At 69.0% G+C, this 13351-nt stretch carries 11 protein-coding genes and 1 pseudogene; 5 read left to right on the plus strand and 7 right to left on the minus strand.

Annotated elements, in window-relative coordinates:
* The 5 genes and pseudogenes from NBZ85_RS01080 to NBZ85_RS01100 all read right to left on the minus strand — a co-directional run.
* Window positions 1-549, minus strand: a pseudogene (locus NBZ85_RS01080) (adenine deaminase C-terminal domain-containing protein); the annotation flags it as partial.
* A gap of 382 nt (window positions 550-931) precedes the next feature.
* Window positions 932-1795: an ABC transporter permease gene (locus NBZ85_RS01085; RefSeq protein WP_261553881.1), complete on the minus strand. Its 864-nt coding sequence runs from the start codon at window positions 1793-1795 to the stop codon at window positions 932-934.
* Between the two features lie 38 nt (window positions 1796-1833).
* Entirely contained in the window at window positions 1834-2727 is an 894-nt protein-coding gene (locus NBZ85_RS01090) for an ABC transporter permease (RefSeq protein WP_261553880.1), read from the minus strand.
* The gene (locus tag NBZ85_RS01095; RefSeq protein WP_261553879.1) at window positions 2724-3683 is read right to left on the minus strand and encodes an ABC transporter ATP-binding protein; all 960 of its coding nucleotides are present in this window, start codon (window positions 3681-3683) and stop codon (window positions 2724-2726) included. Before NBZ85_RS01095 ends, NBZ85_RS01090 begins: the two co-directional genes overlap by 4 nt.
* Window positions 3680-4711 carry an ABC transporter substrate-binding protein gene (locus tag NBZ85_RS01100; protein WP_261553878.1) on the minus strand — a complete coding sequence of 344 codons (1032 nt, stop codon included), beginning with the start codon at window positions 4709-4711 and terminating at the stop codon, window positions 3680-3682. Before NBZ85_RS01100 ends, NBZ85_RS01095 begins: the two co-directional genes overlap by 4 nt.
* A gap of 407 nt (window positions 4712-5118) precedes the next feature.
* On the opposite strand from NBZ85_RS01100, the gene NBZ85_RS01105 reads away from it, so the two are divergent.
* The 3 genes from NBZ85_RS01105 to NBZ85_RS01115 are packed head-to-tail and all read left to right on the plus strand — an operon-like array spanning window position 5119 to window position 7483.
* A complete protein-coding gene (locus tag NBZ85_RS01105) occupies window positions 5119-5421 on the plus strand; it encodes an urease subunit gamma (protein WP_261553877.1) in 303 nt (100 codons plus the stop codon).
* The gene (locus tag NBZ85_RS01110; protein WP_261553876.1) at window positions 5418-5759 is read left to right on the plus strand and encodes an urease subunit beta; all 342 of its coding nucleotides are present in this window, start codon (window positions 5418-5420) and stop codon (window positions 5757-5759) included. The genes NBZ85_RS01105 and NBZ85_RS01110 overlap by 4 nt, the downstream gene beginning before the upstream one ends.
* Window positions 5756-7483, plus strand: a complete 1728-nt coding sequence (locus tag NBZ85_RS01115; RefSeq protein WP_261553875.1) for an urease subunit alpha — start codon at window positions 5756-5758, stop codon at window positions 7481-7483. The genes NBZ85_RS01110 and NBZ85_RS01115 overlap by 4 nt, the downstream gene beginning before the upstream one ends.
* Window positions 7484-7558: 75 nt before the next feature.
* Here NBZ85_RS01115 and NBZ85_RS01120 read toward each other — a convergent pair whose 3' ends face one another.
* Together NBZ85_RS01120 and NBZ85_RS01125 are read right to left on the minus strand one after the other, a co-directional pair.
* Window positions 7559-8515 carry a phytanoyl-CoA dioxygenase family protein gene (locus tag NBZ85_RS01120; protein ID WP_261553874.1) on the minus strand — a complete coding sequence of 319 codons (957 nt, stop codon included), beginning with the start codon at window positions 8513-8515 and terminating at the stop codon, window positions 7559-7561.
* Between the two features lie 349 nt (window positions 8516-8864).
* Complete coding sequence (locus NBZ85_RS01125) at window positions 8865-9107, minus strand: hypothetical protein (protein ID WP_261553873.1); 243 nt, start codon at window positions 9105-9107, stop codon at window positions 8865-8867.
* Between the two features lie 411 nt (window positions 9108-9518).
* Between NBZ85_RS01125 and NBZ85_RS01130 the strand changes: the two genes are divergently transcribed.
* Window positions 9519-10136 (plus strand): urease accessory protein UreF, encoded by a 618-nt coding sequence (locus NBZ85_RS01130; RefSeq protein WP_261553883.1) that lies wholly within the window; start codon window positions 9519-9521, stop codon window positions 10134-10136.
* 279 nt (window positions 10137-10415) lie between these two features.
* The gene (locus NBZ85_RS01135; RefSeq protein WP_261561385.1) at window positions 10416-12908 is read left to right on the plus strand and encodes a TIR domain-containing protein; all 2493 of its coding nucleotides are present in this window, start codon (window positions 10416-10418) and stop codon (window positions 12906-12908) included.
* Window positions 12909-13351: the final 443 nt, after the last annotated feature.

Here is a 13351-nt window from a genome sequence, read left to right on the forward strand (position 1 = left end):
GAGCGGAGGTGGCGCGGGGTACGGGAGGTCGGCGTGGGGCGGCAAGGCGTCGCCCGAACGGAGCAGTACCCGCAGCGGCGTCGCGGAGCCGGTGGCGAGTTCCGCGCCCTGGGCGCCGGCGAGGGCGAACAGCGCCGACGGGTCGGTCAGCAGCGTCACCGTCCCGCGGGGGATGAGCAACCGGGCCAGCTCACCCGTGCTGAGCAGCGTCTCCTCTACCCGCAGCCCGGCGTCGACGTAGGCGGGGACGACGTAGCGGCCGGCGGCGTCGAGGGAGCGCCGACCGTTGAGCACCCCGGGCCTGGTCACGGCGGCGATGTAGCGCCCGACGATGAGGATGTCGCGGTTGACGACGGTGCCGTTCTGCACGACCACGACCAGCCCGCCGCGCACGACCAGGTCGGCGTCCTCCTCACCGTCGGCGACCCGGCGCAGGCGTTCCAGCGTGGCGGGCGAGGGAGCCAGCCGGCCCGCACCGGCCACCGGGAGGTGCCCGATCGGACCGGCCGGAGCCAACCGGGGGTCGCGCCGGTCCGCGCCGGGGATCATGACGGGTGACTCCGTTCGGGCGGGTGCCCGCGGATAGGTGGCCGAACCGGCGGAAGCCGTCCGCGCCGGCCGGCCGCGTGCCGCCATCAGCCGGGGTCCGAGGCTGGTGCATTCGACGTTCAAAGGCAGCCCTTCGTCCACCGGCCGGCGCCGGCGGCGCATGTACATCCGGAGACGGCAGGCAGGGAAGGCGGCCGCCCGGAAACTTCGCGTAAATCGCGCCGATTTTCGTTATATCCCAGCGAAAACACCAGATACGCCGCGGGAGGGCAGGCCGGGGGACGACAACGGGCACGGCGGACAACCGACTGCCCCAGGATGGCCCGTCCGGACGATGCGGAAGGTGCAATCGACGGCACCATTGCGGTCATCACAATCCTCTCTACCTGCCAAGACCCGAGCTCGGCCCGTATCGCGCCAGGACGATCGCCTCGATGAAGCCCACGATGGCGTACAGCGCGATGCTCGCCACGGTGATCACGACCACCGAGGCCCACACCCCGCCGTAGTTGAACGTCTGCTGGGCGCGCTGCATGTAGTAGCCGAGCCCCTCGCCGGTCGCCAGCCACTCGGCGAGCAGCGCCCCGATGACCGCGCCCGGGACGGCGATGCGAGCGGAGACGAACAACGCCGGCAGCGCGCTGGGCAGCGCGACCTTGCGCAGCACGGTCGCGGGACCGCCTCCGTAGGCGAGGACCAGGTCGGCGGCGGCCGGCGGCCCGGAACGCAACCCGAAGACCAGGTTCACCAGCGACGGGAAGAACACGATGATGCCGGCGATGACCCCGACCGCGGTCAGGCCCCGGCCGAAGATCAGGGTGAGCAGCGGAATCATCGCCACCAGCGGCACCGATCGCAGCATCATCGCCACCGGCATCAGCGCCCGTTCCACCGAGCGGAACAGCACGAAACAGACGGCGACGACGATCGCCGCCACGGTGCCCGCCAGATAGCCGACCCCGGCGTCGCCCAGGGTGTGCCACAGCCCGTCGAGGATCGTCCGGCGGCTCTCAGCGGCCTTGTCGGCCGTGAACAGGTACGTCCACACCGCCTGCGGGTCCTTGGCCACGAGCGGGTCAAGATCGAACACGGCGATGAACGCGTACCAGAGGCCGACGATCACGGCGGCGGACGCGACCACGGACAGCACCGTGCGGCCGGCCCGCAGCAGGATCGCGGTGAGCAGCACGTGCGCACCGCGGCCCGGGGCCGGCGGCGGCGCCGAGGCGGCCGCAGCCGGTTCCACGGCCGGTTCCACGGCGGTCGCCGTCGGGGCGCCGGCCGTCACTGCCCGCCGCCCGGGTTCCCGCGCGGCGCCCACGGGGTGAGCAGCCGGGCGACGAGCGCGGTCAGCGCATAGCCCAACCCGGCGACCGCGGAGGCGACCACGGCCAGCGCCCACGTCCGCGGAACCTCCAGGGCCTGCTGGGAGTGGACCATCGCCACGCCGAGCCCCCGGTCGGCGCCGAGGTACTCGCCGATGATCGCGCCGAGGACGGCCGCCGGCGCGGCGATCTGCAGCGCGGCGAAGGTACTGGGCAGGGCGGCCCGCAACCGGATGTACCGCATCTGCTTCCAGGCACCGCCGCCGCCGGCCCGCACGACGTCGAGGCTCGCCGGATCAGCCGCCCGCAGCCCGAGCAGGGTGCCGACCATCGTCGTGAAGAACACGGAGATGCCGGCCAGGGCGATCTGCGGGGTGCTGCCGTCGAACACGGTGGTGAGGATCGGTCCGATCGCGATGATCGGCAGGCAGTAGGACGCCACGCCGATCTGCAGCAGCACCCGCTCCACCACCGGCACCCCGAAGAACACCACGGCGAGGCCGACGGCCAGGCCGTTGCCGATCAACCAGCCCTTCGCCGCGATCTCGACCGTCGACTTCGCCGAGGTCCACATGAGCCGGTGGTCGTCCCACAGCGCCCGCACGACCTCCCACGGGGTGGGCACCACGCCGCCGTTGTCGAGCACGGTGATCGCGAGCACCCACCACAGCGCGAGGAGCCCGACGATGCCGGCCGCGCCGCCGATCCACGACGACCGGTCGGTTCCCGTCCCGTCCCCGCGGCGGCGGCGCCCCGCTCCGGGACCGCCTGACCCAACCGGTCCACCCGATCCCCCGGGTCCGCCCGGACCGCCGCCGGTCGCGCCGAAGGCTGTGTCCTGCAGGGTCGTCATACTCCGCTCCGAACGGGGTCGCCCGCCGTCGCCGCGGTCCCCGCCGTCGCCGCGGTCCCTGCCGTCGCCGCGGTCCCTGCCGTCGCCGCGGCCCCTGCCGTGGGCTCGCCGCCAGCGAACAGCAGCGCCGACAGCTCGTCGTGCAGCTCGTGGAACCGCGCCGAGCGCAGCATCTCCGGGGTGCGCGGCCGGGGCAGGTCGATGTCGACCAGCGCGGAGATGCGGCCCGGTCGGGCGCTCATCACCGCGACGGTGTCGGAAAGGATCACCGACTCGGGGATGGAGTGGGTGACGAGCAGGGTGGTCGTGGCCCGTTCGCCCCAGATCCGCAGTAGCTCGAAGTTCAGCCGCTGGCGGGTCATGTCGTCGAGGGCGCCGAACGGCTCGTCAAGCAGGAGGATCCGCGGCTCGACGACGAGGGCGCGCGCGATCGCGACCCGCTGCCGCATCCCGCCGGACAGCTGCGCCGGGCGGGCCTTCTCGAAACCGGTGAGCCCCACCAGCCGGATCAGGTCGGCGATCACCGCCCGGTCCGCCTTCGCTCCGGCGACCTCCAACGGCAGGCGGATGTTGGACTCGACCGAGCGCCACGGCAGCAGCGCCGAGTCCTGGAAGGCGATGCCGAGATGGTGGCCGCGGCGGGCGGCCGCCGGGGGCTCCCCGTGTACCAGCACCTCGCCCGCGCTGGGCGCGTCGAGATCGGCAAGGATGCGCAGCACCGTCGACTTGCCGCAGCCCGACGGCCCGATGAGCGTCAGAAACGAGCCCTCGGCGGTGGCGAGATTGACATCGTCGAGAGCAAGCACGGACTTGCGGCCGAGACGGAACTCCTTGCGCAGGCCCGCCACTTTCACGCCGGAGCCGGGGGCAGGTGCCACGCCGGAGCCGGGGGCAGGTACGCGGGGAGCCGACGGTCCCGGGACCGGCTCCGGCACAGGCGTGACGGCTGCGCTCATACGAGTTCCGGCTTCTCCTTGTACAGCTCCCGGATGATGGACAGATCGAACAGCTTCCCCGCGGTGATGTCGACGCCGGCGAGCTTGAGGGTGGCGATGTTCTCTTCGACCAGGGTGTCGGTGAGCGTGAACAGCCCGTTCTTCTTCGTCTCCGCGGTGAGGATGAGCTTGTTCTGGTCGGCGCTCTCCAGACCCTGTTCCTTCTCGTCCAGGCCGAGATCCTTGCCGTAGACGGTGGCCGCCAGCCTGGCGCCGAGCGAGGCGTCGGCGGTGGCGTCCTTCCAGCCGCGGATCTCGGCGGTCAGCGCCGCTTTCACCTTGTCGCGATTCTTCGCGATCGACCCGTCGGTGACCATGAAGGTCTCCGAGACGAGCGGATAGTTGTGATCAGCGAGCAGAAATGTGGTGACGTCGAAGCCCTTGACCCGCAGCAGGTTCGGTTCGTTCGTCACGAACGCGAACCAGCCGTCAACCGTTCCGGTGGTCAGCGGCAGCGGGTCGAACTCGACCGGCACCTTCGTGATGGACGAAGGATCAAGCTTGTTCGCCTTCAGGAACGCCGACCAGACCGACTCGTTCGTCGCCTGCACGCCGATCTTCTTGCCGACCATGTCCTGCGGCGTCCTGAGGGGGCTCTTCGCCAGCGACAGGATGGCGAAGGGGTTCTTCTGGTACTGCGCACCGATGATCTTCAGTGGGGCGCCCTGGGTGATCGCGGTCCCGGTGATGTCCGGTGAGGAGATTCCGATGAAGGCCTTTCCGGTGGCGACGTCGGTGTCCTGGGGCGTCGCCGACGGGCCGCCCGCGATCAGGTTGACGCCGGAGAAACCCGCCGCCTTGTAGTACCCGCGCTGGTCGGCGACGTACTCGCCGGCGAACTCCGCGTTCTTGATCCAGGACAGCCGCACGCTCAACGTGCCGAACGAACCGGCACCGGCTCCACCCGAGGCCGAGTCCTCGTCGTCGCTGCCGCACGCGGCGAGCAGACCGCCTCCGCCGACGGTAAGCAGAGTCGCTCCCGCGGTCACTCCCACACCCCGGCGGAGAAAACCCCGCCGATCCAGACCTGTTGTCACCAAACTCCCATCGGCGTCGTCTCGGGCACACCCCATCAGCCGGTCGATCCGACCTGCCCGAGCGGTCTCCCGGACGCTAGGAAGGGGGCGTATCCGTCCCATCGCACCCAGGTGAATTGCCAGTAACTCCATTCTGACCGCCCGTCCGGTCACTCTCCACCACCACCCCCAGGATTCCTGTCGAACGAAACGTCACCGAAACCTCGATGCCCCGAAAGGGGTTCATCGTTCACCAGAACGACATCGGGCAACGATCGAATGACGGACATGCATGAGGGCAAGAGGATCGGCGTACGGATCATCTGGCCGGGCCGCAGCGGCGCCGGCATCGATGGCCCCGCCTGCTAGGCTTCGCGGTCGTGCTGCTGAGCCCCCACGAACAGGAACGGCTGCTCATCCATGTGGCGGCCGGACTCGCCCGGGAACGACGCGCCCGCGGGCTGCGGCTGAATCATCCCGAGGCGACCGCGCTCCTGACCTCGTTCCTGCTGGAGGGGGCCCGCGACGGCCGCAGCGTCGCTGATCTGATGACCGCAGGGCGCGGCGTACTCACCCGGGACGACGTGATGGAGGGGGTGCCGGAGATGCTCGCCGAGGTCCAGGTCGAGGCGACGTTCCCGGACGGCACCAAGCTGGTCACCGTGCACCAGCCGATCCCTTGATTCCCGGCGAGGTCCTGCCGGGCGAGGACCCCATCGAGATCAACCCGGGACGGCCCGTCCGGACGGTGCTGGTCCGCAACACCGGTGATCGCCCGGTGCAGGTCGGGTCGCACTACCATTTCGCCGCGGCCAACCCGGCGCTCGAGTTCGACCGCGGCCTGGCCTGGGGGCACCGGCTGGCGGTGCCCGCCGGCACCGCGGTCCGCTTCGAGCCCGGCGTGGAACGCGAGGTCGACCTCGTCCCGCTGGCCGGTGCCCGCATCGTGCCCGGCCTGCGCCCGGAGTCGGCCGGCCCCCTCGACGGGCGCGAGAGCCACGACCCCGGAGAGGGCTCATGAGCCGGCTGGACCGATCCCGCTACGCCTCCCTGTACGGACCGACGGTCGGTGACCGCATCCGGCTCGCCGACACCGATCTGATCATCGAGGTCACCGAGGACCGCAGCCGAGGTCCGGCCCTCGGCGGCACCGGTGACGAGGCGGTCTTCGGCGGCGGCAAGGTCATCCGCGAATCCATGGGGCAGTCGCTGGCGACCCGCGCGCAGGGCTCGCCCGATCTCGTCATCACCGGCGCCGTGGTGCTCGACCACTGGGGGGTGATCAAGGCCGACGTCGGTGTCCGCGACGGGCGGATCGTCGCGCTCGGTAAGGCCGGCAACCCGGACACCATGGACGGCGTCCATCCCGACCTGGTCATCGGGCCCGGCACGGAGATCATCGCCGGGAACGGGAAGATCCTCACCGCGGGCGCGGTCGACTGCCACGTGCATCTCATCTGCCCGCAGCAGGTGCCCGAGGCGCTCGGCGCCGGGATCACGACCCTCATCGGCGGCGGCACCGGCCCGGCCGAGGGCACGAAGGCGACCACCGTGACGCCGGGCTCGTGGAACCTCGGCCGGATGCTCTCCGCGATGGACGACTGGCCGGTGAACGTCGTCCTTCTCGGCAAGGGAAACACGGTCAGCGAGGCGTCGATGTGGGAACAGCTCCGCGCCGGCGCGGCCGGGTTCAAGCTGCACGAGGACTGGGGCACGACACCCGCCGCGATCGACGCCTGCCTGCGGGTCGCCGACGCCGCCGGGGTCCAGGTCGCGCTGCACTCGGACACGCTCAACGAGGCCGGCTTCGTCGAGGACACCCTCGCCGCCATCGCCGGGCGGGCCATCCACGCTTACCACACCGAGGGCGCCGGCGGCGGGCACGCCCCGGACATCATCACCGTCGCGGCCGCCGCCAACGTGCTGCCGTCGTCGACGAACCCGACCCGCCCGCACACCGTCAACACCCTCGACGAGCATCTCGACATGCTGATGGTCTGCCACCATCTCAACCCCAGCGTGCCCGAGGACCTGGCCTTCGCCGAGAGCCGGATCCGGCCGTCGACGATCGCCGCCGAGGACATCCTGCACGACCTCGGCGCCATCTCCATGATCGGTTCGGACTCGCAGGCGATGGGCCGGATCGGCGAGGTCGTGCTGCGCACCTGGCAGACGGCGCACGTGATGAAGCGTCGCCGCGGGGCCCTGCCGGGCGACGGCGCGGCCGACAACGCCCGGGCGCGACGCTACGTCGCCAAATACACGATCTGCCCGGCGGTGGCGCACGGGCTGGACGCGCAGATCGGCTCGGTCGAGCCCGGCAAGCTCGCCGACCTGGTGCTTTACGATCCCGCGTTCTTCGGGGTACGGCCGTCGCTGGTCCTCAAGGGCGGGTTCATCGCCTGGGCGGCCATGGGCGACGCGAACGCCTCCATCCCCACCCCGCAGCCGGTGCTGCCCCGCCCGATGTGGGGGGCCGCGCGCGGTCCGGCCGCCGCCTCGTCGCTGACCTTCGTCGCGCCCGCCGCGATCACCGCCGGGCTGCCCGAACGGCTCAGCCTGGCCACCCCCATGGTGCCGGTTGAGGACGTGCGCCGCCGGGGCAAGGCCGACCTGCCCGAGAACACGGCGAGGCCGGACATCCGAGTCGACCCGGACACGTTCACGGTCTCGATCGACGGCGACGCGATCGAGGCTGACCCGGTGCGCGAACTGCCGATGGCCCAGCGGTACTTCCTGTTCTAGCGACGGCTGCCCAGCGGCGGCCACCCAGCGACGGCTACCTGACAGCGGCCCGACGGCGGCTGCCCTGACTGCGCGTCAGCGGGCGGCGTTCTTGATGAACTGGTCTCGGTAGGAGGTCGGATCCCCGCTGTAGTAGCCGGCCCGGACATGACGGCGGGTGGCGGTGTTCTCCGTCGCGCGGGCCGCGGAGTGCCACAGGTAGGCATCGTGCAGCAGCAGGTCACCGCGCTCGGCGTAGACGGCGATCTCCCCCGGGATCTTCTCGAAGCCCAGCGGCATCGCGTGGGGAGGCTCGGCGTCGGTGTATCCCCCGCTCGGGCGGGCGTCCGCCGGCACGGTGACGTTGTTGATGTTTCGGTAGGGCGCCGGTGTGGCCCAGCGGTGGGAGCCCGGCACCACCCGCAGGAAACCGTTGGCCGGGCTGGTCGCGTCCACGTGGAGGGTGAACGCGCAGCCGGGCCAGACGTCGAGGCTCGGCATGGCCTGCCAGTCCGAGTGCCAGCCGATCCGGCTGTACCCGGACTCGCGGCCGGGCCGGGCGTCCTGGTAGACCACGCCGTCGTTCGGGCTGGGACTCATCCACACGTCCGCGCCGAGCAGGCGGCGCAGCAGGGCGACCATGATCGGATGGGTCGCCACCGCACGCACGGCCGGGGCGAGCTCCTCCACGTGCTCGACGTAGTTCACATACGCGTCGGCGTCGACGTCCGCGCCGCCGTGGGTCGTTCCGTTCGACGCCCGTTCGGGCGGGGCCACCGCGCCGTCGGGCTGACCCGACCGATCCAGGTAACGGGCGTCCAGGTACTGCGTGGAGCCATACCGTTCGGACACCGTTCCGGCGAGAACCGCCCGCTGCGCCGCGCCGCATTCCCGCTCGACCCGGTCGAGGAACTCTGCCGAGTGCAGGCCACGGAGCAGGACGAAACCGTGGCGATGGTAGAAATCGTCGAGGCTGGCCAGCGTTGGCACGGCCAGCGGATCCACTGCGGTCAAGTCCACGACGAACACCCCGGCCCCGGCCACCGTCGGCATGGATGGTGCCCCCCGTCGCGCGGACCCGCCGGCTCCGGACGACTCGCCGGATCGGGATCGTCCATCAGATCGGAACGGCCCGACTGGGCCGGTATGACCGCCGTCACGGGTCACACCCGTCTGCGCCGGGACGGATGCCAGGCTGTCCATGGTCGTTCCTCCACCCTCGACGTCACCGCCGGCCCGGGTGGCCCCCCGATCGGGCCGGCCGGTTCCTCACGCTACGGCGAGTGGGTTTCGGTGCCGTTGCTGACCAGCAGCACTCCGGCGGACGGCAGACCTCGCCCGCGGCCACCCAGTAGCCCCAGTCGGGCGCCCCAGCCGCCACTCGGACCGCGTGGCCGCCCGGTTAGTGTCGGCTGCGGGAGCGGGTCCGGTGGCCGGTGCTGTGCGACGTGTGGGAACCCTTGCGCTCGCATTCCCACACGTGGTCGTCGTTGTCCCAGTCGGCCTGGTAGCCCGCCTGGCAGCGCGGTTTCGGCGGGCGGTTGTCGCTGCAGGAGGTGAGCACGGGTGCCAGCGCCACCGCCGCCACCAGCAGCCCGGTCAGGCGGACCCGCAGCCCGGCGCGTCCCATCGCCCGTCGTGACATGTCGCCCCTCATACCGGTGTTTCGTGGTCAGCAAACCCGGTGGCGTGGTCGATCCGCGCGGCGCGGTGCGTGGCCGCTGGGCTCGGGTACCGCGGGGCCGCCCGGCCGAATCGGACCATGGCCACCGGCGGCGAACTCTTCCACAGACGGACGACCGGCGTGACCGGATTGTCGCTGGGACGACCAAGGGTGCCGCCTGGTCGAGGGGTGCCACCTGGTCGAGGGGCGCCGTGACGGAGACATCGGGATGGAGGCGCTGTGACGTCCGGTGACGAGGAGGGTGGCCTCGGCCGTGGCGAGGAGCAGCCCCACGGCAGCAATCGGCGCGACCCCCGCGGCGACGGGGCCGAGCCTGGCCCGATCGGGCGGTCGGGTCGGCGGGCGACACTGCTGGTGCTCGCGGATGGCCGCATGCCGACCGGGGGGCATGCCCATTCGGGCGGGGTCGAGGCCGCCGTGACCGACGGCAGCCTGGCGAGCCTGGCCGATCTGGCCGCGTTCCTGCTCGGCCGGCTGCACACCGCCGGCCTGGTCGCCGCGGCCTTCGCCGCCGCCGCCTGCCACGCCCTCGCGACCGGCCGGACCGACGTCGTCGAGCTCGACACCGAACTCGACGCCCGCACGCCCTCCCCAGCCCTGCGCGCCGCCAGCCGCGCGCAGGGCCGCACCCTGTTGCGAGCCGGCCGGGCAGCGTGGCCGGTACCCGCAGGTCCCCGCGCCCCGCACCACGCGGTCGCGCTGGGCATGGTGGCCGCCGGCGCGGGACTGACGCCCGGGGAAGCGGCCCTCGCCGCGGCGCACGTGACGGTCACCGGGCCGGCGACGGCCGCGACCCGCCTGATTGGACTGGACCCCCTGGCGGTCACCGCGATCCTAGCCCGCCTCGCCGACGACGTGGAGGCGATCGCCCAGGCGGGCGAGGCCGCAGCCGCGCTGCCCCCGCGGGAACTGCCGGCGCTCACCGGCGTCCGCCTGGACCTGCTGGCCGAGCGCCACCGGGTCACCGCGCTGCGGATGTTCACCTCCTAGTACCGCAACGGCACTTGTAGGCGGCCTCGTCGTTTGTAGAGGGAGCGTCGGGCTTGGTGTTACCGGTGTCGCCGCCAGCGAGGTGCTGCCCGCAGGCCTCGTCGACATAGCGGCGGGCATCATCAGGTACCCCGTCGACATCCAGTCCGCCCGGCACAGCAACCGCCGCATCCCATCCGAGGACACCGCGGCGGCAGGTTCCGCCAACGTCCAACCGCGAGACGAAAGTGCGATAGGCATACCAACGCCTCGTCGAGGTACCTGGAATACTTCGTGACCATGGATCAGCCAGGTCGCCAGGCACAGAGTCCTGCGTCGGGTGCAGCGGGACTCGGCCGGGTGGAAGATGGGGCCATCGAATTAGCTCAATCATTGCACGAATTCTGGTCGCGGGAAATTGTCCGTCGCAGGGTCAAGAAGCCGCAACTCATTGATGTCGGCTGGACGTGGGCCGCCCGCGAGGTCGCGACGCCGTGGGCAGAGATCAGTGGCTCCGTTTTCTCTATCGCACCAGGAGAGAGAGCTGGTGCGGTCGCTCCCCCTTCAGTGCCTCAGAGCGGGACCATAACCGACCTCTTCCGTGACATGTACTCCCGACTGCCCGGGAACCGGCTCGTGATCCTCGGCGGGGCCGGATCAGGAAAGACCGCCGCCATGATGCTTCTAATGGAAGAGATACTTCGCACACGGCTCAATGGACACCTGGGCCCAGAGGAACCGATTCCAGTATGGTTAACCCTTGGCGGCTGGAATCCCGATACGACCGATCCTCTGAGCTGGGTGAAATCCTCCCTAGCCCGCGATCACCCCTTCCTCCGCGCAGCCAAATTCGGTCCGAACGTTATAGACAGGCTAATATCACAAAGACGAATCGCGCTCTTTCTCGACGGCCTGGACGAGATGCCACCGAGCCTTCGAGGGAAGGCCCTGAGTAGCCTGGATCTCCATCTTAACGATCTTCGCCTGGTCTTGACCAGCCGGTTCGACGAGTATCATGATGCCCTCGCCCGGGGATCATTGAAAAAAGCCGCAGTAATTGAGTTGATGCCGCTAGACACGGAAACAATACAGGCACATCTGACCAACGATCTTCCCGAGCAACTAGTCGCCGGCGGACGTAAGGTCCGGGAGTATCTTCGTGAACATCCGACAGGAAATCTGACCGAGGCCCTAAACAATCCCTTCATGCTTTCGCTGGCGAAGTCAATGTGCCGAGACAGCGACCCGGCATATCTACTCTCGGCAAGTCTTACCTCGGTTTCCAGTATCCGCCACCGTATCCTTGAAAAGACCCTCGAGATAACATACCCGGATTCAGCAGAGCGTGACCACGTAACCAGGCGGCTGACGTGGCTGGCTCGAAAAATGGGCACCAATCGTGACCTGGCGTGGTGGACGATCCCCACGTGGCTCACCGCGGAGCAGCATTGGGCCGGAGCGGCGTTGACATCCGCGGCGGGGATACTCGTCGCCATCTCTCCGCTTCTTTCGCAGACCCCGATCATCCTCGTCCTTGTACCGATTCTAGCGCCGATCACGGTTTTTGTGGCGATTCAAATATCGCTTCTAATGACCTTATTCGGCAGTAATATGATCGGTGACTCCATGGATCGGTTCCGCAACGGTCCGATCTTTGGCTCTGGCGCCGGCCCGCGTGCTCTCGCCGTGCGCAAGCCCAGTGCGGTAGAACTGCTGCGAGGTCTTGGCAACGGTGCACTGTGTGGTCTGGCCTGCGCCGCTATCGGACATCGTGCCGGTGATCTGAGTGGAAGCCAAACGCTAGCAAAATGGCTTTCGGTGGGGCTGGGTCTTGCCGGTCTGCTTGCTTTCGATCTGCTGGAGGTGTGGCTAACGCCCGTGGCGAACGAGCCATCCGCGACCCCAAAATCGACCTATCTCCTCGATCGCCGGACGGCTCTGGTCTGCGGGGGTGCGGGTGGACTGATGTTCGGGGCACTAGTAGGCCTGACTATCAGCAACTACTTCGGCCCGGCGCTCGGGATAACTGTCGGCCTGTACGCGACGGCGCTGTTCGGACTCCTTTTCGGTAACGGGAATTCGGTCGCCGTACTCTTCTTCGAAATCTTCAATCTCTGCACGCAGGGACACCGTGTGGGTATTATCCAATCCCTGGAGCGAGCCCATGCGAGCGGTATCCTGCGAACGGCGGGAGCTCTCTACCAGTTCCGACATGCCGAGCTGCAGGAATACTTAGCCGGCCTTGGCCGGCCGGAGAACAGAGCGGAATTGAATCCGGCCGGTCGATCCGGAGAACCCACAGTGCGCGCCGGGTCCCGATCCCCGGAAACCACGATCCAGGAACCCACGACTGGCGGTGCACAAGTCGGCGTCACCCAGTACCAAGTCGCATTGTCATTCGCCGAGGAGCAGGCAGGCTATGTCCACGACGTCGCCCAAGAACTCGCATCGCTCGGCATCAAGTACTTCTATTACAAAGAACTCGAATCCGATCTGTGGGGCAAGGATCTCGGAGATGAACTGCCCAATATTTTCGCACACGGATCGAGCCGCGTAGTCATCTTCACATCGAAGGAATATTTCTCGAAGGTCTATACGTTGATCGAGCTCATCGCCGCCTTCGGGCAGCACAAGAAGAATCGCTCGGCGAATTTCATACTTCCGGTACTCCTCGACGATACACCGCTCCAGCTACTGCCGCCGTCGACCGTTACTATTGACGGGAGAATCAAGAGTCCCCAGCGGGTCGCGGAACTCATTGCCGAGAAGATTGCGCATTCCTCGACGACGTAGGGAGAGCCTGCCACGTTGGAGCAGGCCGTGGTCGGCAAGATGACGTTTCTCATTCATCAAACTGGTAGTACCCGAGATCCGGGAGCTGATCGCCACCCGACTTCGCAGGCTCCGCACTACCAGCAACGAGGACACACCTACATGCCGTTGCAGTACCGCGTATCTGGCTGTGATCGGCGGATAGTCCGCGCGGAACTCGCCGATCGGGATCGTGGTCGAGGAGTGGAGTTGGCGACGGGCTGGATGGCCGCCGATGCTCTCTTCACCGCCAGGTGCCGATCTCAGAGCCAGGTGCCGATCTCAGAGCTCAGGTGCTGATCCCACGGCCAGGCGTCGATCTCTGATCACGCCGGTCCGATCTGCAGCGTTCCGGCAGTCGTACGGGCAGTTACAGGGGTTGACGACGGTTTCGGGTCGGCGGTCCGGGATTTACCTCACGCAAC

It is taken from the genome of Frankia tisae (assembly GCF_025403405.1).
In the GTDB taxonomy this organism is placed as follows: domain Bacteria; phylum Actinomycetota; class Actinomycetes; order Frankiales; family Frankiaceae; genus Frankia; species Frankia tisai.